The 20,877-nt window shown below is 72.9% G+C and carries 17 protein-coding genes and 1 pseudogene; 9 read left to right on the forward strand and 9 right to left on the reverse strand.

Annotated elements, in window-relative coordinates; all coding sequences use genetic code 11:
• Positions 1-36: 36 nt before the first annotated feature.
• Entirely contained in the window at positions 37-477 is a 441-nt protein-coding gene (locus FDO69_RS09115) for a hypothetical protein (RefSeq protein WP_104779224.1), read from the reverse strand.
• 274 nt (positions 478-751) lie between these two features.
• Here FDO69_RS09115 and FDO69_RS09120 point away from each other — a divergent pair, with 274 nt between their 5' ends.
• The 4 genes from FDO69_RS09120 to FDO69_RS09135 all read left to right on the forward strand — a co-directional run bounded on the left by FDO69_RS09120 (position 752) and on the right by FDO69_RS09135 (position 6,221).
• Positions 752-1,813 (forward strand): hypothetical protein, encoded by a 1,062-nt coding sequence (locus FDO69_RS09120; protein WP_104779225.1) that lies wholly within the window; start codon positions 752-754, stop codon positions 1,811-1,813.
• A 124-nt stretch (positions 1,814-1,937) separates the two neighbouring features.
• Positions 1,938-2,273, forward strand: coding sequence for a hypothetical protein (locus FDO69_RS09125; RefSeq protein WP_234387880.1), 336 nt, complete (start codon positions 1,938-1,940; stop codon positions 2,271-2,273).
• A 4-nt stretch (positions 2,274-2,277) separates the two neighbouring features.
• Positions 2,278-4,809, forward strand: a complete 2,532-nt coding sequence (locus FDO69_RS09130) for a vWA domain-containing protein (protein WP_104779226.1) — start codon at positions 2,278-2,280, stop codon at positions 4,807-4,809.
• Entirely contained in the window at positions 4,809-6,221 is a 1,413-nt protein-coding gene (locus FDO69_RS09135; protein ID WP_104779227.1) for an extracellular solute-binding protein, read from the forward strand. Before FDO69_RS09130 ends, FDO69_RS09135 begins: the two co-directional genes overlap by 1 nt.
• A 16-nt stretch (positions 6,222-6,237) precedes the next feature.
• Here FDO69_RS09135 and FDO69_RS09140 read toward each other — a convergent pair whose 3' ends face one another.
• The 5 genes from FDO69_RS09140 to FDO69_RS41085 all read right to left on the reverse strand — a co-directional run bounded on the left by FDO69_RS09140 (position 6,238) and on the right by FDO69_RS41085 (position 13,134).
• Positions 6,238-9,339, reverse strand: a complete 3,102-nt coding sequence (locus tag FDO69_RS09140) for an SAV_2336 N-terminal domain-related protein (protein WP_104779228.1) — start codon at positions 9,337-9,339, stop codon at positions 6,238-6,240.
• Positions 9,340-10,290, reverse strand: a complete 951-nt coding sequence (locus FDO69_RS09145) for an AAA family ATPase (RefSeq protein ID WP_104779229.1) — start codon at positions 10,288-10,290, stop codon at positions 9,340-9,342.
• Between the two features lie 8 nt (positions 10,291-10,298).
• On the reverse strand, positions 10,299-12,407 hold the full coding sequence (locus FDO69_RS09150; RefSeq protein ID WP_159030597.1) for a VMAP-C domain-containing protein: 2,109 nt from the start codon (positions 12,405-12,407) through the stop codon (positions 10,299-10,301).
• 51 nt (positions 12,408-12,458) lie between these two features.
• Positions 12,459-12,866, reverse strand: coding sequence for a CU044_2847 family protein (locus tag FDO69_RS09155; RefSeq protein WP_104779231.1), 408 nt, complete (start codon positions 12,864-12,866; stop codon positions 12,459-12,461).
• Positions 12,867-12,972: 106 nt separating this feature from the next.
• The gene (locus FDO69_RS41085; protein ID WP_167526549.1) at positions 12,973-13,134 is read right to left on the reverse strand and encodes a hypothetical protein; all 162 of its coding nucleotides are present in this window, start codon (positions 13,132-13,134) and stop codon (positions 12,973-12,975) included.
• 128 nt (positions 13,135-13,262) lie between these two features.
• On the opposite strand from FDO69_RS41085, the gene FDO69_RS09160 reads away from it, so the two are divergent.
• The 3 genes from FDO69_RS09160 (at position 13,263) to FDO69_RS09170 (ending at position 15,877) form a co-directional block, all read left to right on the forward strand.
• Positions 13,263-14,606 (forward strand): helix-turn-helix domain-containing protein, encoded by a 1,344-nt coding sequence (locus FDO69_RS09160; RefSeq protein ID WP_104779232.1) that lies wholly within the window; start codon positions 13,263-13,265, stop codon positions 14,604-14,606.
• Positions 14,607-14,669: 63 nt separating this feature from the next.
• Positions 14,670-14,912, forward strand: a complete 243-nt coding sequence (locus tag FDO69_RS09165) for a hypothetical protein (RefSeq protein WP_104779233.1) — start codon at positions 14,670-14,672, stop codon at positions 14,910-14,912.
• Positions 14,913-15,079: 167 nt separating this feature from the next.
• Positions 15,080-15,877, forward strand: a complete 798-nt coding sequence (locus FDO69_RS09170; protein WP_104779234.1) for a GAF and ANTAR domain-containing protein — start codon at positions 15,080-15,082, stop codon at positions 15,875-15,877.
• Between the two features lie 223 nt (positions 15,878-16,100).
• On the opposite strand, the gene FDO69_RS09175 is transcribed toward FDO69_RS09170, so the two are convergent.
• Positions 16,101-16,892 (reverse strand): hypothetical protein, encoded by a 792-nt coding sequence (locus FDO69_RS09175; protein ID WP_104779235.1) that lies wholly within the window; start codon positions 16,890-16,892, stop codon positions 16,101-16,103.
• 478 nt (positions 16,893-17,370) lie between these two features.
• On the opposite strand from FDO69_RS09175, the gene thrS reads away from it, so the two are divergent.
• Positions 17,371-18,591: a threonine--tRNA ligase gene (thrS, locus tag FDO69_RS09180; RefSeq protein WP_104779236.1), complete on the forward strand. Its 1,221-nt coding sequence runs from the start codon at positions 17,371-17,373 to the stop codon at positions 18,589-18,591.
• A gap of 7 nt (positions 18,592-18,598) precedes the next feature.
• Here the strand turns inward: thrS and FDO69_RS09185 are convergent, their stop codons facing one another.
• Positions 18,599-19,144, reverse strand: a complete 546-nt coding sequence (locus FDO69_RS09185; protein ID WP_104779237.1) for a pyridoxamine 5'-phosphate oxidase family protein — start codon at positions 19,142-19,144, stop codon at positions 18,599-18,601.
• Positions 19,145-19,270: 126 nt separating this feature from the next.
• Positions 19,271-19,507: pseudogene (locus FDO69_RS41845) on the reverse strand (RNA polymerase subunit sigma-24); the annotation flags it as partial.
• Positions 19,508-19,799: 292 nt separating this feature from the next.
• Here FDO69_RS41845 and FDO69_RS09195 point away from each other — a divergent pair.
• A complete protein-coding gene (locus tag FDO69_RS09195; RefSeq protein ID WP_104779238.1) occupies positions 19,800-20,774 on the forward strand; it encodes a nucleoside hydrolase in 975 nt (324 codons plus the stop codon).
• Positions 20,775-20,877 lie beyond the last annotated feature (103 nt).

Consider the following 20,877-nt stretch of genomic DNA (forward strand, 5'->3'; position numbering starts at 1 on the left):
TCGGCGGGCTCCCCCGAACGAGTGTCCCGAGCCTGTTCAGCCGATGGGCCGGCCTGCGGCGTCCTCGTGCGTGTAGTAGCGGTAGAACATCATCGCGAGGACCCCGGCCCCCACCACCAGCCCCAGGCCGCTGGAGCTGTACACGGACGCACCGGTCTGGTTGTAGAGGAAGCCGACCGCGCAGCCCGTGAAGACGAACCAGCACGCCGCGTGCAGTTCGCGGGGCAGCCGCGGGGCCAGCTGCCACACGGCGGCGAACAGCACGGCGAACACGAGCGCCGTGACGAAGCCGAACAGCAGGTTCCAGCCGGTGACGGGCCCGCCATGACGCTGGTTGGCCGCGGCCCAGAAGCCGTAGATCAGCCCGAGGACGACGGGCAGCGCCACCTTCGCGACGGCGTGGGTGCGCGTACCGAAGACATCGGGCCTGCGACGTTGCGTGATCATCTTGCGTGAGGCGGGTGCCGCGTGAGCCATGACAGCTCTCCTCTCTGTCCCACCCCCTGGAACCAGGGCACACCGGCGCACTGCCCCTGGCAAGTCGGCGGAGCGAACCGGAGTGGGGATGGGGCCGGTGCGGGCCCGTGTTCCGCCGGGCGCAAGCCCCCGATGGACGGGGATGCGGCCGGTGGGGCTTCGTGTTCCGCCGGGCAGAAGCCCCCGAAGGCGGACGTTTGCGGTCCTGGGGCTCACCTCCGCAGCCGCAGCGGTTACCGTGCTGAGGTACGTGATCGACACAGGGGGTGGGGCGATGCCCGGAACCGTGCTGCTGCTGGCGGCCTCGCCGGTGGGCAAGGGGCGTCTGGTGGACGCCGCCTCCGTGCTCCCCGTCCTCGCCGCCGTGGCGCCCGCCGTGCTGTCCGGCACCGACACCGCCAACGTCGTCGAACTCGCCGACCCGCTGGAGCCGCAGGCCGTCCTCACCCGGCTGCGCGCCGCCGCCGCGGCCCCGGGCCCCCTCACCGTGTACGTCACCGGCCAGCTCCAGCTCGACCGCCGCCAGCACCTGCCGCACCTCGCGCTGGCCCGCACCACCCCCTCCACCGCCCGCTACACGGCCTTCCCCTGGCACTGGTTCCGGGAGGAACTGCGGCTCAGGCCCGCCGGCGCCACCACCCTCCTGCTCGACCTGCACGCCGACGCCGAGACCTGGGAGCTGCTGCGCAGCACCCCGCTGGACTCGGGGCGGGGCAACGCCGTCCACGGGCGTATCGCGCCGCCGCCGTCCAGACGCAACGTCGCCCAGCCGTCGTACATGAAGGCCGTCGCGACGATCCTGCGCAGCGGGTTCCGGCCCCCGGTCGAGCAGTTGCACCAGCAGGCCCTGACCCGGACAGCGGCGGAGCGCGCGGGCACGGACCTGGTGCTGAGCACGCCCGGCCCCACGGGCGGGGATCCGCACGCCGCCATCACCGCCGCCGTCCAGTCCGGCCGGCACGCCGACGCCGACGCGCTCGCCGCCCGGCACGAGCAGGCCGCCGTCACCGCCCAAGGGCCCGCGTCCGAGGAAGCCCTGCACTGGGCCGAAGTACGGGCCGATCTCGCGATGTTCGCCGGGGACGCGGCCCGCAGCTGCCGCACCTGGCTGATGATCGCCGCCGCCCGCCTGAACGCCGGGCAGGCCGCGGACGCCCCCGCGGTCGAGGCCGCCGTGGACCGGGCGCACCACCAGTGGGGCCAGGTCCGCGACCCCGCCCCCGCCCGCGAACTGGGCGCCGCGCTCGCCGCGTTGCGCGGGCGGGTGCCCGGGCGGCGCGAAGGGGCGCTGGATCATGTGCAGCGGCAGCTGAGGCAGTTGCAGACCCAGGGCTGAGCCGTGCGCGCCGTGTGGCCCTGGCGTGAAGGGGGCGTGCAATCGCTTGCGCGGGTCACGTCACGGGTCTGCCGCCAGGGCCTGACCCGGTGTCATGATGTGGGGCATGACAGAGGGGGACGAAGTGGCTGTCTTAGGCGTACGCGTCCGGCTGGGCGCCGGCGGGACCGTGGACGATGTCAGAGCCCTGAAGACGTGGCTGGAGCGGGAAGAGCCGCTCGCGGAACTGCTCTCCGAAGAGAAGCTGAGCATCGAGGCGCAGACCAGCACCGACGGGACCAAGGGGCGGCTGGGGCCCGACCTCGAACTGGTACTGAAACTGCTCGGTGATGTCGTCACGCTCGCGGCGCTGACCGAGTACACCACCCGCGCGGTGAAGACCTGGACGAACAACCGCCGAAGGCTCCAGAACGGGGATCCCGAGCCACAGATCCGCACGCTGGACACCGACGGGGAGTAGGCCGGTGAGCCGCTTCGACCCGCGCGGCGAAGTGAACCGGGCGCTGCTGGCCGCTGTGTCCGAGTACGACCACACGGCACCACATCCCCAGGGCGTCACCGGCCAGCTCCCCGCCGTGCGGCACAACCGGACGACGCTCGAGGACGCGCTGCACCGGAGCGCCGTGTTCGGTGCGCACGAGGTGCGGGCCCTGGCCTCGCCGACCCCGGACGAGTTCACGGGGGCGCTCCGCCGCGCCTGCCAGGAGGCCCGGGGGCTGCTGCTGGTCTACTTCGCCGGGCACGCCGTCACCTCCACCTCCGGCAACGAGCTGCACCTCCAGATGCGTACCGCCCGCGTCCTCACGGGCGACGGGCTGCCCGGCTCGGTGACGTTCAGCGAGGTGCTCGGCGAGCTCGTCGAGAGCCGCGCCCAGCAGGTGGTGGTGATCCTCGACTGCTGCTACGCGGGCAACGCCGCGGAGATCTGGCACCGCTTCGACGATCCGAAGCGCAAGAAGCACAAGATCCTGCTGCTGATGAGCGTGCAGCCCAACCGCTGCATCCTGGGCGGGGACGCGGAGGTCGCCACGCCGTTCACACGCGAGGTGGTGCGGGTCCTCGACGCGGGCGGGGAGGTGTGGCTCTCCGAGCTGTACGCCGCGGTGAAGGAGCGGATGGACGCCGCGAAGTACAAGGCGGAGGCCGACGACTCGCAGCGACCTCAGGCACTGGCGCCCCCGTGGGACCCGGACGCGGACGTGTTGCTGGCGGCAGGACCGGTGGACCCGCACGACGACACCGAGGACACGCCCGGCTGGTTCTCCTGGCTCCGGCGCCCGTTCGCCCGTGTCAGGGAGTCCATCGGCCTGTTCGGTCGCACCGTTGTGGCGCTTGTGCTGGCGTTCGTCGCGATCGGTGCCACCGGTTACGGAGTCGTGGTCCTGACCGGGGGATCCGGCCCCTGCGAACCGACCCTGGAGCTGAGGGTCCTCACCGACCCCGACCTGGAGCCTGCGATGCGGGCGGCCGCGGACGCCTACTTCGCCTCGGACGCCAACACCACGGAAGACGGCTGCCCGCGCAGCGGCGTCACCGTCTACAGCGCCGGTGCCGCTCATGTGGTGACCGCGCTGGGCGAGCACTCCGACCCCTGGCAGCAGCCGAGGGAGGACGTCAACCCGCAGCGCGACATCGGCCCGCAGCCGGACGTGTGGATCCCCGCCACCCGCGCGGACGTCGACCGGGCCACCGACGCGCAGGTGGAACGCGTCTTCGCCCGGCTGGAGCCGGACGACGGGCCGCTCGCGTACTCACCGGTCGTGCTGGCCGTCCCGGAGAGTCTCGACGCCGACCTCCCGCCCACCGGGCGGTCGCTGCCGGAGCTGGTCAGGACCCTGAAGGATTCGGACGGCACGGCGCAAGTGCGCAGGCCCGACCCCGAGTTCAGCGACTCGGCGCTGCTGGCGACGGTGGGGCTGTACGGCGACGGGGCCGATGTGCGCGGAGCCGAGGGGCTGATCAGCCGGGCGGGACGGCCCGAGCCCTCGGCCGTCAGGCTGCTGTGCACGCTGCCCGCGGACGACGCCGCGGACGACCGCAGCGCGGTCCTGGTCCCGGAGTTCCTGCTCAGGAGCGGCGTCGGCTGCCACTCGGTCACGCGCGCCGAGCGCACGGCCGTCTACCCCGACGACGTGCCCGGTCTGGAACCGACGTTCGTGCGGGTGCGCTGGGAGGGCGGCGACCGGGACGTCCAGGCGCGGGACGACAGGGTGGACCGGTTCCGCGACTGGCTGGCGGGGAAGGACGGCCGGGAGGTGCTCGGCCGGCAGGGATTCAGGTCCGCGACGGGCGAACGGGAGCTGCTCGCGGGGAAGGCGGCCGACCACGGGCTGACCGATTCCGTTCCGCCGGCGGACCCCGCCGACGCGACACAGATGGACAGGACACTGGAGCGGTACGGCAACGCGCACGGACCCGGCCGCGTCCTGTACCTCCTCGACAGTTCCGGTTCGATGGCCGGGCTGTGGGACGGCCCCAGCGGCGGCCCCGGCATCCTCAAACAGACCCTGACGGGGCTCGGCAGGGGGGACGAGTACGGGGTGTGGGCGGTGCACGGGGTCAAGGGCCCCACGCACACCGACCTGCTGGACTTCGGCAGGCACTCCCGCAAGGAGGCGGAAAAGGCACTCGGGACCGGCAGGGGAGGCGCCGAGGTGCGGGCCGCGGAAGCCGATCCGCGCGCCGCCCTGCTGGATGCCCTGGCGTTCATGCGGGAGCGCGGCGCCGGCGACGAGCGGCCGCAGCTGATCGTGTACCTCACCGACGGCGAGGACGACAACCGCCTGGCCGGCGACCGCCTCCGCGAGGTGGAGGACCGGGCACGCGAGTCGGGCGTGCCCGTGGTCATGGTGATGCTGAAGAGCGGGGGCTGCGACCGGGACCGCCCGGGCACGCGCGTCGCGCAGGCCACGCAGGGCCGCTGCCTGGACGCCGGGGACGACCTCGTGCCCGCGCTGCGCGACGAGGTCGCCCGCACCGGAACGGGGGAGGAATGATGGCCCGACGACTGCCGGCCGCCGTACTCGCGTTGCCGTCCCTGCTGGCCCTGCTGTTCCTGACCGCCTGCACCGGCGGTGACGCGGGGGAAGAGCCGCCGGACGCCGACAACCGCCGCCGGATCGTGGTGGCCAGCGGGCAGGACGTGACCGGCAAGAACGGCATCCGCCAGCAGCTCATCGACGTCTGGAACGCCGAGGAGGGCCCGCAGGGCTTCGAGGCCCGGCTGGTGGAACTGCCCGGTTCCGCCGACCAGCAGCGCAGCCAGCTGCTCGGCGCCCTCCAGTCCGGCAGCGCCCGGTACGACGTGGTGAACCTGGACGTGACCTGGGTTCCGGAGTTCGCCGACGCGGGCCTGATCCGCCCGCTGACCGACGCGGCGGTCAGGTCCCCGGACGACATCATCCCGTCCGTGGACAGAACGTCGTACTGGAAGGGCAAGCGGTACGCGGTCCCGTTCAACAGCGACGCCGGCCTGCTGTACTACCGCAAGGACCATCTGCGGGAGGCCGGTGTCTCCCGGACCGACCTCAGTGACGGGGTCACCTGGGACGAACTGCGGGACCAGATCGACGCCGTCAAAGGGCACTTCGGCCCCCAGGGCCACGAGGGCTGGGCCACCCAGCTCGCCCCGTACGAGGGCCGTACGGTCAACGCGATCGAGGCGTTCACCTCGGCCGTGCCCGGACTCCGGCTGACCGACGACGACGGCGAGTACGCGGCGACCGTGGAACAGCTCACGGCGGGCGTGGCCGAACTGCGTGCGCGCACGAGCCCGCCGTACACCTTCGACGAGGCCTCCGAGTCCCGCGAGGCCGAGTCGCTCAGTGCCTTCGCGGAGGGCCGCACCACCTTCCTGCGGCACTGGCCCTACGTCTACCCCACCCTGCACGAGACCTATGGAAAGAACCTGGGGGTGACCCGGCTGCCCGGCAAGGCGGTCCTCGGCGGGCAGAACCTGGCCGTCACCTCCTCCACGTCCGAGCAGCGGGCCGCGAAGGCGGCGGAACTGATCGCGTTCCTGACCGACCCGGACAGCGAACGCTGCCTGCTGCGCGCCGGGTTCGCCGCGACCCGCGTCTCCGCCTACCAGGAACCCGGCACCGCTCCCGCGTGCCGGCATGCCCCGGCGTACGCCGAGACACCCTCGGCGTCGCCCACCGGCGAGGGTACGGTCCGCCTGCCCCCCGACCGGATCGCCGACGGTGTCAGCTTCTCCCGCGACATCCTGCTCCCGTCCCTCCGCGAGGGCGTGCACCGCCCACGCACTCCGCTGTACGGGGCGGTGACACACACCCTCATCACCGAACTGGACGCCCTGTACGGCCCGAGCCCGCGTGAGGGCAGGCCGGGCGACGCGGAGATCGCGAAGAGCCTTGACGAGGCGCTGAGGAAAGTTCTGCCCGGTTGAATCCGTAGAGGCGGGCTCAGGGGCGTCTGAAGGACTGGGCGACCAGTGCCGTCAGGTCGTAGTAGGCCTCGCGGAGGTCGTCGCCCAGTCGGTCCAGGTCCGCTTCGCCCGCGTTGGCCAGGTAGGCGCTGTAGGGGATGGCCACGACGGCCCGGCAGAGATGGCGCAGCTCCGGGGGCCGGCTCATGATGCCGCTTTCCGGGGACCGCCCCTTCGACTCCACGATGATGCTGCGTGACAGCAGTTCCTTGTAGCCGAGTCCCAGCAGGCGGCTGAACCACTCTGCCTGGGCTCCCGCCGACAGGTTCGACAAGGATTCCACGACGAGGACGAGTTGATCGGCCTGGCTCAGCACGGCGTGCTTGCCCGCGTCCAGTTCGGCGGAGTGGGAATCGGTGATCAGGACGTCGTAGTGCTGCGCCAGGGCGTCACAGATCCGCTTCACCTGCTCCGGCGGCGGCGGCGTGGGCTGGCCCAGCAGATCGGTCAGGACGTCCGCTCCCGACTCCATGCTGGACAAGTAGGGATCCAGGGCGGCGCGACGACCGCTCAGCTGGTCGAGTCTGAGGGCGAGTGCGGTCATGCCCCGGCCCCTGTTGCGGTTCACCCTGAAGCCCAGGGTGCCGCGCCCGGGGTCGGCGTCCACCACGAGGGTCCGTCCTCGCCGCTCGTCGGCGAAGACCGTGGCGAGGAGCGCTGCGGTGGTGCTCGTGCCGGAGGCACCCGGCACACCGAGGACGGCGATCCTGCTGCAGGAGGCGACCGGGCCACGGATGAGGCTCGCCCTGGTCGGCCGGTCCAGGGCTGTGATGAGCCGTCCGTCGTCCCCTTGCATGCCCAAGCGGGCGGACAAGACCTCCGCCAACTGCCCCGCGGTGATCGGAATGTCCGAACGGTCCGGGTCGCATACCTCCAGCAGGGCCCTCAGGTCGTCGAGATCGACCTCGGGTGCGAACGCGGTGAGTGCGTCGACCAACAGGGCCAGGGCCGCGATGTCCGTGCCGGCCCCGGGCCTTCCCTCGTGCGACGACCAGAACCAGTCCGTCAGCATCACCGTCCTTCCCAGACACCGGACGCTGGTGGCGGTGAGGTTTCCGTGGATCAGGTCCGCGCGATGACTGGCGTCGACGGCCTCGCACAGGTGCCAGGCCAGCTCAAGGGCGGCGTCCGCCTCGAGGTCACCCCGGTCGAGCACCGTGGCCAGGGACTCGGCGGGGATGCCGTCCGGCGAGTGGGGCGGGACCTCGGCGACCCAGGGCGGAGTGTCGTGCAGGTTGAAGCTGAGGAGCCGGGGGGCGTATCGGCCGGCCATGCGCCGCAGAGCGCGCTCCTCGGTGGCCAGGAACGCGGCGTGCTCCCGGTCCGCCGTGAGGACGACGACCTCCGTGCCGCTGGGATCCCGGCCCAGGAACTTCTCGCACGGCCCGCCGTCGACGCCTCTGGCATGCAGGGTGTAGGGACCGATGCGCCACCGGTCACCCGCCCGAAGCGGTCGCCAGACGCTGCCCATGCGCCGCTCCAGGCTGCCGACGCCGAAGCGCGCGGCCAGCCGGGGGCCGATGGCCGCGAAAGCCCGGGTCGAGGACGGGATGCGCTCCTTGCCCTCGGGGTGGGCGAGCCAGGCCGGGAAGTCGGGCGACCGGCCCGCCAGTTGTGCCAGGCGGGCGCTAACCGTCCTGCCGGTGCCCACGACGTCCGCCAGGGGAACGGCGTTGAGCAGGACGTCCCCGATGTCGCTGTCGAAGTCGAAGAGCTGGTGCTGCGGCAGCAGACACTCGCCGGGCGGGGTGGGAAGCGGACGCAGCAGCCCGCCCAGGAACACCTCGGCCAGATGCGGGACACCGGCCCAGGGAATGGCCGCCTGCACCAGTCGCATGACGGGCAGGGAGAGCGGGGCGACACCGGCCAGATGCGCTGCGAGCCGGTAGGCCTCCGGTGTCGCCGCGGCGTGGAAGCGCCGCAGTCGGGGAAGTCCGGTGTCCGCTGGCTGGGGCCGCACCGACCGGGGCGCGGACAGCAGCGGCAGGGTGGTGGATGCGGCCGGGGAGGACACCAGCCGGACCCAGGCGGAGAGTGCGGCCGGTGCGGGTTCCAGCACCGGCACGGGGACCCCACGGAAGGACATGACGTCCGGCGGGAGAACCGGGTCGGTGACGATCAACTCGCTGTTGGCCGCCCCTCGCCGCCCACTGGTCACCCGCCAGCGCTGGGCACGCAGCGCCGAACCGCCCCACATGCGGGGAGGCAGCGCGTGCACGACCGCGGTCGGGCCGCACCGTGCCCAGTCGCTCAGGACGCCGTGCATGCGGCCCTCTCGCCAGGCCCTACCGACACCGTCGCTCACGAGGAGGACCAGGGTCCGGCCCGTGGGGTCGGCGACCAGGTGCGTCGGCATCCGGTTCACATCGTCCGAGAAGGGCCGTCCACGCAGGAACACCTCGTCGCCCCGGGTGTGCAGCCCGTAGGCACGCACCGTGCGGAAGGCGCCCGCCCGGCGCAGCAGAGCGTGGAGTTCGGTGGCCAGCCGTTGCCACAGCAGCATGGAGATGCCGTCGTCGACGACGAAGGCGAGGTCGAGCCAGCGTTCCGGGGCCGGTCGCAGCACCACGTCGGGCAGCCCGGTCTCCGCCAGGGCGTGCACGGTGGCCTCCTCGTCGAAGTGATAGCGCGTCGTGCTGGGGCGGGACTGCTTGAGGGGTCTGAGGACGCGGCCGATGAGCAATTCGTCGGCTAGGGCCTTCGCTTCGGGGACCCGCAGCGGCATCGCCCGTGCCTCGTCGGTCTGGAGCGGCGTGACCGGCTGCGGGACCTCCGGATCGGGGGAGGCGGGGACGGCGTCGGGTTCCGTGCGTGTCTTCGGGAGGGCTGCGCCGAACAGACCGGACCGGCTCCCGGGCGCCGTGCGTGGGTCGTGCCTGTCCGACACGGCCGGGGTGCACGGCACGACATCCGCCGCGGGCGCGGTGTCCCGCTGCAGGGGCAGGTCGTCCGGTGAGCCGGTCAGCCGTCGCGCCAGCCACAGAGCGTCGAGCAGTTCCTCCTGGGAGAGGCTGACCCCGCAGTCGGCGAGCACGTCCAGCGCGAGCCGGAGCCCGTGTCCCGCGGCGTCCCCGGGCACTCAGATCGTCCCGCCGAGCCGGTGCACCACGGCTTCCAGCAGCCCGTCCGCCTCGAGGTCTACTCCGCCGGCGCGCAGAAACACCGCGTTGAGCAGCTGATCCGTGGCGAGGCCGCCGCGCTGCCGGCGGCTCAGGAAGTCCTGAAGCAGATCGTCGACGCCGGACACCGCCTCCTCGCCCAGGTGGGCAGCGACGATCTCCCGAAGGCGTTCGCTGTCCGGAGGGGGCAGTTCGAGCCGTACACACCTGCGCAGGAAGGCGGGCGGGAAGTCACGTTCCCCGTTACTGGTGATCACCACGACGGGGAATTCATGACACCTGACCCGCCCGCGGACCACCGTGACCTGCGTCTCGGCGTCAGCGGACAGGACCTCCACGACGGACTGGTCCTCGGGCAGCCTGGCCAGTTCGGGAATCTCGTACTCGCCTTCCTCGAAGACCGTCAGCAGGTCGTTGGGGAGGTCGACGTCACCTTTGTCCAGTTCGTCGACGAGCAGGACACGAGGCCGCAGCCGGGGCACCAGCGCAGTACCGAGCGGGCCGAGCCGTACGAAGGTGCCGATCGGCGGCTCCTCGCGTTCCTGATCCCGGGTCAGGGCCGTCTCGCGCAGACGGCCCACGGCGTCGTAGCGGTAGAGGGCCTCGCTGACGGTGGAACGGCTGTTGACGGGCCAGTGCAAAACCTCCCCGAGCTGAAGCTCGTGCGCGATGGCGCGGGCCAGCGACGACTTGCCGGTGCCGGGCTGGCCGGTGACGAGCAGCGGGCGGCGCAGGTGCAACGCGGCACTGACGACGTCGGCGTGCCCGGGGGAGATCAGATAGGGAGAGGCGCTCGTATCCGACCGCGGGCGGTCCCCGAAACGGCGCCAGGGCGGGGCGGGCGGAAGGCTGTCGATGCCCCGGGGGACACCGTCACCCCTGAAGAGCCGCCAGGATGCGTCGGATGTCATACGAGCTCCTACGAGGGGTCGACGAGATAGAGGTCTTCGGGCAGCGGGCCCTGGTCATCGGACCAGGCGAGTACGGGCCGTCCGACGTGCACGGCCGGTTCGTTCCAGATGCCTCGGCGGTACTCACGCACCGCGTGGGGCAGCCCTGCGGGGGGAATGCCGGCGAGCAGGTTCTCGGCGTGAACCCAGTCCTTCTCGCCCCGTCCGAACAGCACCACGGGCATGCCTGCGGCGAGGCAGTACTGCACGACGACCTCACGGAACGCAGGCTCGACCGCTCCGACCAGTGCCCCCACGGCGTCCATGTCGCCCGCGAAGCGGCCGTAGACCTCGTCGAGGCTGGTGACCGAGGCCTCGATGCGCACCAGCGCACCTCGGTGCAGGCGTCTCTTCCGCTCGCGGAGGAACTCCGCGTCACTGCCCTGCTCGATCAGTTCCGGGCACGAGAACACGACAGGAAAGTCCACGCCCAGGGCCCGCTCGGTGTTCAGCGGACCCGGGGCTTTCCACCAATGGGGGTCCATGTCCAGGTCCGCACGGTCCAGCAGCAGTTCCACGATGGGCAGTGTGCCGGTCCGCCACAGCAACGAGGCAGCGGTGAAGATCCTCGCTGCTGTCCCGGCAGTGTCCCGGACCTCCTCTTCGTCGACCCGCACGCGCTGCCATCCAGCCGTCTCACGTCGCCACATACGCAGGGTGAAACGGCAGGTGTCCCCCTCACCGTCGACGCGCTTCAGGCGCACGAGAAGCCGGGGTGCGTGGCGGTTCGGCGCCCGTAGCCGGCACGCCTGCTCCTTGGCCAGCGCCAGCCGCTCCTCCAGCGCCGCTCGGTGTCCCTGGGTGCGCCGGACGACCTTGGCACACCAGCCGACCAGGTCGGCGGCGGCAGCATCGGGTGCCACGGATGCGACATGGAGGACGAAGCAGACGAGGGCGGGCAGCAGCGGGCTGTGAGGGCGCTCGGCCGCGGGAGCACGGCGGCTGCGTTCCAACTGGTCGAGCAGCGCCTCCAGAGACCCCGGTGCGGCATTCGAATCCAGCCAGGCCTCGTCGGTGAGCAGGGCGGTGGGGAGCTCGATGTCGGGGAGGGCATCCAGGACGAGGGCGGGAACAGTGGCGGTGATCTCGTGCGGCAGCGACTCCAGCAGAGTGGTCAGCCGGTTCCGCTCGGCGTGGGTGAGCAGCGTGCAGTGCTCGATACGGGCACCCACGTCCAGGAGTTCCGCCACGGCGCCGGGTTTGGCCGCGTACAGCACGTCGGTGAGCTCGGCCAGGGCGCGAGGGTAGGTGAGCAGGACGCGCGCGAACTCCTCCACGGACGGTGCGGAACGGTCACGAGGATGGTTCAGTCCGGTCCTCTTGGCGACCTCCCGACCGCACTTGGCCAGTTCTTTGTTGCTGTCCACCTTCCGGTTCAGGATGTCCGCCAGGTCGAAGGCCTCGCTCGAGGTATCGCGTTCGTCCGCGTCGTGGGGAGCGTCCAGCAGATGCGCGGCGCCGGCGGCGGCGAGTTCCTCGCGGACGCGCTGGGTGGGCAGACACCAACTGCGGCGGCGGACTTGGTCGGGGTGGTGGGCCCGTTCCTCGTCGCCCTTGAGCTGCGCCACGACCATGCCGACGACGGCCCGATCCTCGTCGAACCAGACCGGGCCCCCGCTGTAACCGTGCTGGATGGTCGCGCCGGTGTCGCTGCTGTCCACGACAGCGAAGGCGAGCTCCGGGTCGACCGCCACCACCCTGCTCCGGGCCAGGGAGAACTCGGCTCGCCCCGCCGGATGCCAGGCACAGACGGGCAGGCCTTCGGCGACCGGCCGCCACGGGGGCGGCAGGAGGTTCGGTGGTAAGCCGTGCAGCAGTTCGAGTACGGCCAGATCGCCCTTCCAGTGCAGCTTCGTCCGCTCACGCACGGGTACCCAGACGACGACCCGGGCGTCCTCCCAGTGTCCGCCGACGCGCACACGCAGGACGGCCTCCCTCCCGGGGTGGGCCGCTTCGTACTTGTCCGTCCTGCCCAGAGCCAGATTGACGACGTGCGCGGCGGTGAGCACCCGGCTGCCGGGCAGCAGAACGCCCGCGCCGACGCTGCCTCGCTCCCCAGCACGCGGAAAGACGGACACGGTCGCCGGACGGGACGGGCCCGGCGCGGAGAACCACGGCAAGAGAGGGCCCTAGACGGCGGGGTCCGGGACGGGCCGCCAGGTCGCCGATACCTTCAGACTGCTCGCGCTGTTGACGCCCACGATGCCGAGTTTCAGGTCCTGCCCGAGCTGCAGGCCGAACTCGACGCTGAACTCCTGCGGCGGGTCGTTCACCGACGTGACGGTGGCATGGACCTCCCGCAGCAGTGGCCCGAGTGGGCTCAGCGCGCGGCGCATGGTACCGCCGGCCAAGACCCGTGCGGCATCGCTGAACCGTCCGACCGGCTCCGAGCTCCGCATGCCGTCCGGTACTTCCTCGTACTCCTCCTGCTCCTCCGTGCCGGCTGCCCGGCCGTCGGCCGGGGGCTCCCCGACCGGCGACAGCTCCAGGCGTATGACCGTGCTGTCGTCCAGCAACAACTCCGCGTACTGAGTCATGGGTCACAGTGTGCCCAGGACGCATCGGACAGGAGACCTGTTTCGAGATCTCCGGTCCGTGTTCGATTACCTGACCACGGGCGGAGGTGAAGGAAGCCCCGCCAACTCAGCCGTAGCGCTGATCCACCGGATGTGTTGCGTGGGTGGCCGGCGCCTCCGACGCTTTCGCCGGGCCCGCGTTCGCCGCGAGCAGCAGGGTCGCCACCGCGACGAGGGCGGCGGTGAAGCCTCGGGCGTACCGCTCGGCGGTGCGTGTGCGGCTCGGCACGGCGACCTCGCAACAGGGGCGGTGACTACGGCGGCAACGTGTTAAGCAGGTTCGACAATCCCGCTTAACACTCCGTTTAACCTAGGGGCAGTTCCGGTCGAACGGCAAGAGCCACAGGGGGAGTTGGCGTGGGGGAGCGTGACGATCCGGGGACCATCGGGCGCCGGGTGCAGCGGTTGCGTGTGGAACGCGGACTGACGCAGCGGCAGTTGGCGGAACCCGTGTACACACCGGCCTACGTCTCCACCCTCGAGTCGGGCCGGGTACGGCCCTCCGACGACGCCCTGCGGCATCTCGCGGAGCGGCTCGGCGTGGCCTTCGACGAGCTCGCCGGCGGGCACTCGGCCCGGCTCGTCACCGGGCTGCGGCTGCGGCTCACCGAAGCCCAGCGGACCCTGGCCGACGGCGAGGCCGAGGCGGCCGCCGAGCAGTACGCCGAGCTGCTCTCCGAGGCCGAGACGCACGGCCTGACGGCCGAGCGGTCCGCCGCCCTGCTCGGACTCGGCGAGTGCGCTCTGGAGACCGGTGAACTCGTCGACGGCCGGCAGTACTTCGAGCGGGCCGAGACGTGCCTGGCCGGCGCACCCCTGCCCGCCCGGGTCCCGGCCCTGCGCGGCCGGGCCGTCGCGCACTACCTCGCCGGGGAACTCCGGTACGCCGTCTACCTGCTGGAGACCACCCTCGACGAACTGAACCGCGGCGGCCTGCACGACCCGGACGCCCTGCTGCTGCTCTACGCCAGCGCCATCGGCCCGTACATGGACATGGGCGCCCACGCCCGCGCCGCCCAGGCCGCCGAGCTCGCCCTGGCCCTCGCCCCGCAGTCCGGCGACCCCGCCCTGGTCGCCCGCATGCACCGCTCCGTCGCCCGCACCCTGGTCGCCGAGGGCCGCCTCGCCGAGGCGGACGCCTCCTTGGCCAAGGCCGCCGAGCTGTACCGGGGCCTGCAGATCCGCACCGAGCTCGCCAACTGCCACTGGATGCGCGGCTACGTCTACGCCCAGGACGGCCGGCTGGAACGCGCCGAGGAGGAACTGCGGCAGGCCCTCGGCATGCTGTCGGCCCAGCGCGCCGCCCTCTACAGCAGCCAGGTCACCGTCGAGCTGGCCGACGTGCTCCACCGGCGCGGCCGGTCCGACGAGGCGGCGGCCCTGCTCCACGACGTCCTCGGGCACCTGTCCCCCGAGCGCGGCGCCGTCCACTCCGCCGCCGCGCACCGGCTGCTCGGCATCATCGCCGAGGACGCCCGCCGCACCGAGGACGCCGAGGAGCACTACGTGCGTGCCCTGAGCCTGCTGGAGCGGGCCGGCGCCGCCGGTGACCTGGCCGACCTGTGCCGGCTGCTGGGCGACCTGCTGCGCAGGACCGGGCGGGTGGAGGCTGCCCTGGACGCCTACCGGACCGGCCTCGGCCACCGCACCGCCCCCGGCACCACCACCCTCGGACCCGCCCCCGCACAGCCTCCTTTGTGAGGCCGTCACCGGAAGGGCCGCGCTGCTCGCCGCCCACAGGTCACCGTCACCACTCCACAGGGCATGGTCACCACTCCACAGGGCACGGTCACCACCCCGCAGGGCATGGTCACCACTCCACAGGTCACGGTCACCACCCCGCAGGGCATGGTCACCACTCCACAGGTCACGGTCACCACCCCGCAGGGCACGGTCACCACCCCACAGGCCGACGGCGGGTGCCGCAGCCGGGCGACCCGTGCGAAAGCGCTGAGGCCGCGCGCCGACGCCTCCGCGCAGGTGTTTTGCCCCACCCGCAACGGGTAGTCGGGGCACGGTTCCGAGTGGGCCGGGCCCGGTGCGCGGCGGGCACCGGGCACAGTCGACCGACCGGCCGCACGGCGGCCCCGCGGGGCGGTCGCACCCGGGCCGCCCCTGCCGTGGCCCGCCCCGGAAACCGTCGACGGTGCAAGCCGCGGTGATCGAAGGAGGCGGTGGTCGTGCGGCCCAGGGACGATCCCCGAGACGCTCCCGGCGGCGACCCGGGCCCCGGCCGCGCCGGGGGCGGTGGCCCGGACCCGGACGGTGCCCGGGCCGCCGACGCGATCGCCAGGGGCGTGCGGGGTGCCGAGCCGGGAGAGGTGCCGGGGCGGCTGTGCGAGGTGGCGGTGGAACTGCTGCCGGTGATCGGCGCGAGCGTGTCACTGCGCAGCGAGGGCATGCCCGTGCAGCTGAGCGCGAGCAGCGCGCAGGCCGCGCACCTGGCGCAGATCCAGGCGACGCTGGGCGACGGCCCCTGCCAGAGCGCGCTGGAGGACGGCGCGCCCGTCCTCGCCTGCGATCTGACCACGGGCCGGGACGCCGGACGCTGGCCGGTCTTCGCCCAGCAGGCGACGGAGGCCGGGGTGCGGGCGGTGTACGCGGTGCCGCTGGGCAGCGGCGCGATGTGCGTGGGCACGCTCGATCTGTACCGCGACCGCCCGGGCGGGCTCACCGACCGCCAGCTGCACACGGCCCGGGTCGTGGCCGGTGTCATGACCGTGGCCCTGATGGCACTGCCGCACGGCGACGAGCCCGATCCCGATACGCAGGACGGGGACGACTGGCTGAGCGGGCTGGCCACCGACCACGACGACATCTACCAGGCCGTCGGCATGATCATGGCGCAGCTCGGCGTGGGCGCGGACGACGCGCTCGCGCGGCTGCGGGCGGACGCCTTCGCGCACGGGCGTACGGCCGTGGACGTGGCACGGGACGTGATCGCCCACCGCACCCGATTCGACCGGCACTGAACGCGAAGCAGTACGGCGTCGGAGGAGGAGCGCGGCGTCGGAGGAGGAGCGCGGCGTCGGAGGAGGGGCACGGCGTCGCAGGAGGGTACGGCGTCGGAGGAGGAGCGCGGCGTCGCAGGAGGGTACGGCGTCGGAGGAGGAGCGCGGCGTCGCAGGAGGGTACGGCGTCGGAGGAGGAGCGCGGCGTCGCAGGAAGGTACGGCGTCGGAGGAAGAGCGCGGCGTCAGATCTGTGCCCGGCCCTGTTTCCTGATCTCGTTCAGGCGTTGCGCCCCGAGCTGTGCTGTCTGCTGGGTGACCTCCGCGTACACCTCGTCCAGGCCGGCGTTGGTGAGGGTGATCGCCTCCTCGCCGACGCGGACGGCGGCGAGGTCCATGATGAGATACGTCAGCTCCCCCTCCTCCGTCTCGCCGGCCAGCATGACCCGCAGCGCCTGCCGGGCATCCCCCACCGGCGGCAGCGGCAGGTCACGGATTTCCACGCTCTGGACGCCGCCGCGGGCGGTCGCGGCCGTGAACTCGCCGCACCTGCCGGGCAGCGACCTCATCCAGTCCAGCGCGCGGTCCACGTCCGCCGGGGGATGGGCGGCGACCCGGTAGCGCAGCTGGGCGTCGGTGTCACCGTCGTCGAGCGCGGACGTCGCCTGCGGGCCCTTCGGGGTGCCGAAGGGCTCCTCCGTGTAGAGGACGTCCAGCAGCCGCTGGCACTCCTGGTCCTTCGTGGTCGCCTTGAGCAGCCCGTCCCGCCAGGTCCGCGCGCCCCGGGACGGCGTCCACGGCTCCCCCAGATCGGCCTCGGTGACCAGCGCAGCCCGGGCCTGCGCCTCGGTGAGGGCCGCTCCGGAACCGGACGGCTGCCCGACGGCGGGGGACGCGCCGGATGCGGATGCGGACGGGGAGGCGGAGAACCACCGGGGCCGCGGCTCGCCGTCGACGGCGCAGCCGGCCGTGGCCAGCAGGGCGGTCACGGACAGCGTGGAGGCGAGGAGGGCACGGGTGGCCGCGGGATGGGTCATCGGGGTGCCTCCTGCGGGGGCTCGAGGAGGCGCCTCGGGGCGGGGCCTCTCTCCAAGATCGGGTGCGTGCTCCTACGGCACCACCGCGGCCGTCCGGCCACCAGCGATACGAGCCGTCCGGGTGAGCGGACCCGGACACCGGCGGCACCCTCGCGGGCCGTCCGGGATGCCGAGGTACTCCGTGTCGCGGCCCGTGCGTCGGTGGCCCCGCGGACCCCCGGGATGCCGACGCCCTCCGACTCCCGGGGCGGAGCCGCCGTGGGACGCGGGGCGGCCCGCCCGAAAAACCGTCGCCCCGCCCCCGGCGCCCCTGTTACGGTCACGCCCATGCAGCGCGCCCAGTCGTATTCGTCCGCCACGACGACGCCGGAGAGTGTCCCGGCGCGCTGACAGCTGACCCAGATGTCCGAAGCCCCGGGGCGAGTGCCCCGGGGCTTCGCCGCGTGGTGCTCGCCTTCCCACCGCGAGGAGTCACACCATGCACGACCACCGCCGACTCGGCCGTGAACTGGACCTGTTCGACACCGATCCGCTCATGGGCGCGGGGCTGCCGTACTGGCTGCCCGACGGCGCGATCGTGCGGCACACCCTGGAGGAGTACGTCCGCGACGCGGAACGCCGGGCCGGCTACCGGCACGTGTACTCGCCCGTCCTCGGCAAACGCGAGCTGTACGAGATCTCCGGGCACTGGGACCACTACGGCGACGACATGTTCCCGCCGATGGACGTGGGCGCCGAGCAGGTCCTGCTGCGCCCCAGCCTGTGCCCCCACCACGCCCTGATCTACCGCTCCCGCTCCCACAGCTACCGCGAACTACCCTTGCGTATGGCCGAGTTGGGCGGCATGTACCGCTCGGAGCTGTCCGGCGTCCTCGGCGGTCTGACCCGGGTGCGGGCCATCACCCTCAACGACGCGCACATCTTCTGCACCCTGGAGCAGGCCGTCCAGGAGGCCCGGGCCGCACTGGAGCTGATCGGCCGCGCCTACGCCGACCTGGGCATCCGCGCGGCCCGGTACCGGCTGTCCCTGCCGGGAGAGGGCGGCAAGTACGTGGCCGACCCGGAGCTGTGGCGGCGTGCCACCGCCCTGCTGAGGGAGGTCCTGGACGGCTCCGGCATCGCGTACGAGGCGGCCGAGGGCGAGGCGGCCTTCTACGGCCCCAAGATCGACGTGCAGATCACCGACCCGGCCGGCCGGGAGGCCACCCTGTCCACCGTGCAGATCGACTTCCACCAGCCCGAACGCTTCGACCTGCACTACATCGGCCCCGACGGGGCGAAGCACCGCCCGGTCATGGTGCACCGCAGCGTCATCGGCAGCGTGGAGCGCGCCGTCGCGCACCTCGTCGAGGAGCACGGCGGGGCCTTCCCGCCGTGGCTGGCGCCGGTGCAACTGGCCGTCCTGCCGGTCGGGGAGGACCAGTTCGGCGCCGCGGACGCGCTGGCCGCACGCGCCCGGGAGCTCGGTCTGCGCGCCGAGGTCGCCGGCCCCGAGCAGGGCACCCTGGCCGCCCGGATCCGTGCGGCCCGGCTGGTGCCGTACCAGGCGGTGATCGGCGGGCGGGAGGCCGCCGCCGGCCTCGTGGCCGCGCGCCTGCGCGACGGCCGCCGGCTCGACGCCCTCCCCGCCGCCGAGCTGCTGCGGCGGATCGGCGAGCGCGTCGCGGCCCGCGGCACCGGTCTGTGGGACCTGCCGTAGGACGGGCTCAGAACGTCCACCGCGTGTGGCTGTAGACCCCGTTGTCGCGGCCGAAACCGTAAGCCGTGCCCGGGGCCACCGCGAACACGACGACCTCGCCGCTGCGGAACGCGTCCCCGATGCCGTGGAACGTGCCCTCGGGGGAGGTGATGTGCGGCCCGTACTTCGTCTCGTACGCCGTGATCACCTCCTCCAGCAGCGTGCGGTCGCCGACCGGTTCGGCCGTGCCCTCGACCACGAGGTCGAGCCCGTCGGTGAGGGAGTTCGCCCCGGTCGTCAGCGCGCAGTGCGCGTCGTGCGCGAGGTTCTTCGCCTTCTGCTCGGTGCGGCCGGTGGAGAAGTAGAGCACGCCGTCGTGCCAGGCGGCGATGCAGGGCGTGACGTGCAGCCGGCCGTCGGGCCGCACGGTGGACACCCAGAAGATCTCGGCGGTCTCCAACCGCCCCTGTGCCTCGGCCCATGCGGTGGCGGTGACCTCCGAGGCACCCGGGCGTGGATGGAGGGCGGAGCTGTAGCGGGCGTCGAGCTCGGTCGTCGGCTGCTGTGCGGGCATGGCGGGACTCCTTCGTCGTCTCCTGCCCGTAACGACCGGCCGACGGGTCCGCAATCATCGGCGCGTCCGTTCGTGTGGCCGGGCGGCACCGGGTCAGTCCGCCGTCCGAGGCCGGAGCTTGTGTGTGGGGGGAGGGGAAGACGTCGTGCAGGACGAACGCGCCGCGTTCGGCGGGGGCATCGACGTGAGCACGACGAGGAAGGCCATGGCGACCGACTCGTCGAGGGTGACCCGGTCCGGGGGGTCGGCCGGGGTGCCGTCACCGACCCACTCCGTACGGCCGGGCAGCGGCTCCGGGATCCACTGGCCGACGTACCGCTCCCGCGGGGCCCGGGCCGAGCCGAGCAGGTCCAGGCAGATCCGGCCGGGCGGGGCGGGAGCCCGGAGCGGGCCGTCGTCCGGACTGTGAGGTCGTCGTCACGGCAGCCCGGAGCGGGCCGTCGTCCGGACTGCGAGGTCGCCGTCACGGCAGCCCGGAGCGGGCCGTCGTCCGGACCGTGGGTCGTCGTCACGGCAGCCCGGAGCGGGCCGTCGTCCGGACCGTGGGGTCGCCGTCACGGCAGCCCGGAGCGGGCCGTCGCCCAGGCCGTAAGGTCGCTGCCACGGGGCCGGTGCCGCGGCACCGGCCCGCGAAGCCACTGGAAGGAGTCCCGCCGTGACGGACGGCCAGCGCATCCCGGTGATCATCGACTGCGACACCGGCGTCGACGACGCCCTCGCCCTGCTGTTCGCCGTACGGCACCCCGCGCTCGACGTGCGGGCGATCACCTGCGTGGCCGGGAACACGGACGTCGACGGCGTCGTACGCAACACCCTGACCGTGCTGGAGCAGGCCGGCGCCCCCGACATCCCCGTCGCCCGGGGCGCCGAACGGCCGCTGATCGAGGCTCCCCGCTCGGCTCAGCACGTGCACGGGCACGACGGCATGGGCGACCTGGGCCTGCCGGAACCGACCCGCAGGCCCGCCGACGTCGACGCGGTGACACTGCTGCGGCGCGAGATCCTCGCCTCCCCGCGCCCGGTCACCCTCATCCCCACGGCCCCCCTCACCAACATCGCGCTGCTGCTGCGCACGCATCCGGAGGTGGTCCGGGGCATCGAGCGGATCGTCTTCATGGGCGGCGCGGCGGCCGTCGGCAACGCCACCCCCGTCGCGGAGTTCAACGTCTGGCACGACCCGGAGGCGGCCGCGATCCTGCTCACCGCCGGGGTGCCGATCACGATGTACGGGCTGGACGTGTTCACGCGGGTCGTGGTGCCGGCGGCGGACGTGCGGAGGCTGAGCGGGAGCGGCGAGCCCGGGGCGCGGCTGGCCGGACAGCTGCTCGCCCATCGCCCTGCCCATCCGGACAGCCGCCCCGACGACCCCTCGGAGACGGCCGGTGGTCTCGGTGACGCGGGTGCGGTGTGCGCGGTCGCCGACCCGGAGGGCCTGACGACCCGCCGCCTCCCGGTGGACGTGTCCCTCGCGCCCGGACCGACGCGCGGCATGACGATCGTGGACCGCAGGCCCCGGCCGGGCGAGTCGGAACTCCACGAGGGCACGCGCGAACAGCCACTGGTCGACGTCGGGTTGGACGTGGACGTGGAGCGCTACGTGAAGCTGTACCTGGCGACTGTCGAGGCCTGAGAACGCGAGGCCTGAGAACGCGAGGCCTGAGAACGCGAGAGAGGACGACGCGAAGCATGACAAAGCCCGAAGCATGACAACGCCCGAGGTGTCGTCGCCGCCG

Origin of the sequence: Streptomyces tibetensis, assembly GCF_007655005.1 — a bacterium.
Lineage (GTDB): Bacteria > Actinomycetota > Actinomycetes > Streptomycetales > Streptomycetaceae > Streptomyces > Streptomyces tibetensis.

Bases quoted from the DNA above. Each gene is read 5' to 3' on its own strand.
- thrS (WP_104779236.1), top strand. From the start codon at position 17,371: ATGCACGACCACCGCCGACTCGGCCGTGAACTGGACCTGTTCGACACC.
- FDO69_RS09115 (WP_104779224.1), bottom strand. From the start codon at position 477: ATGGCTCACGCGGCACCCGCCTCACGCAAGATGATCACGCAACGTCGC.
- FDO69_RS09120 (WP_104779225.1), top strand. From the start codon at position 752: ATGCCCGGAACCGTGCTGCTGCTGGCGGCCTCGCCGGTGGGCAAGGGG.
- FDO69_RS09135 (WP_104779227.1), top strand. From the start codon at position 4,809: ATGGCCCGACGACTGCCGGCCGCCGTACTCGCGTTGCCGTCCCTGCTG.
- FDO69_RS09185 (WP_104779237.1), bottom strand. From the start codon at position 19,144: ATGCCCGCACAGCAGCCGACGACCGAGCTCGACGCCCGCTACAGCTCC.
- FDO69_RS09145 (WP_104779229.1), bottom strand. From the start codon at position 10,290: ATGACATCCGACGCATCCTGGCGGCTCTTCAGGGGTGACGGTGTCCCC.
- FDO69_RS09165 (WP_104779233.1), top strand. From the start codon at position 14,670: ATGGTCACCACTCCACAGGGCACGGTCACCACCCCGCAGGGCATGGTC.
- FDO69_RS09175 (WP_104779235.1), bottom strand. From the start codon at position 16,892: ATGACCCATCCCGCGGCCACCCGTGCCCTCCTCGCCTCCACGCTGTCC.
- FDO69_RS09155 (WP_104779231.1), bottom strand. From the start codon at position 12,866: ATGACTCAGTACGCGGAGTTGTTGCTGGACGACAGCACGGTCATACGC.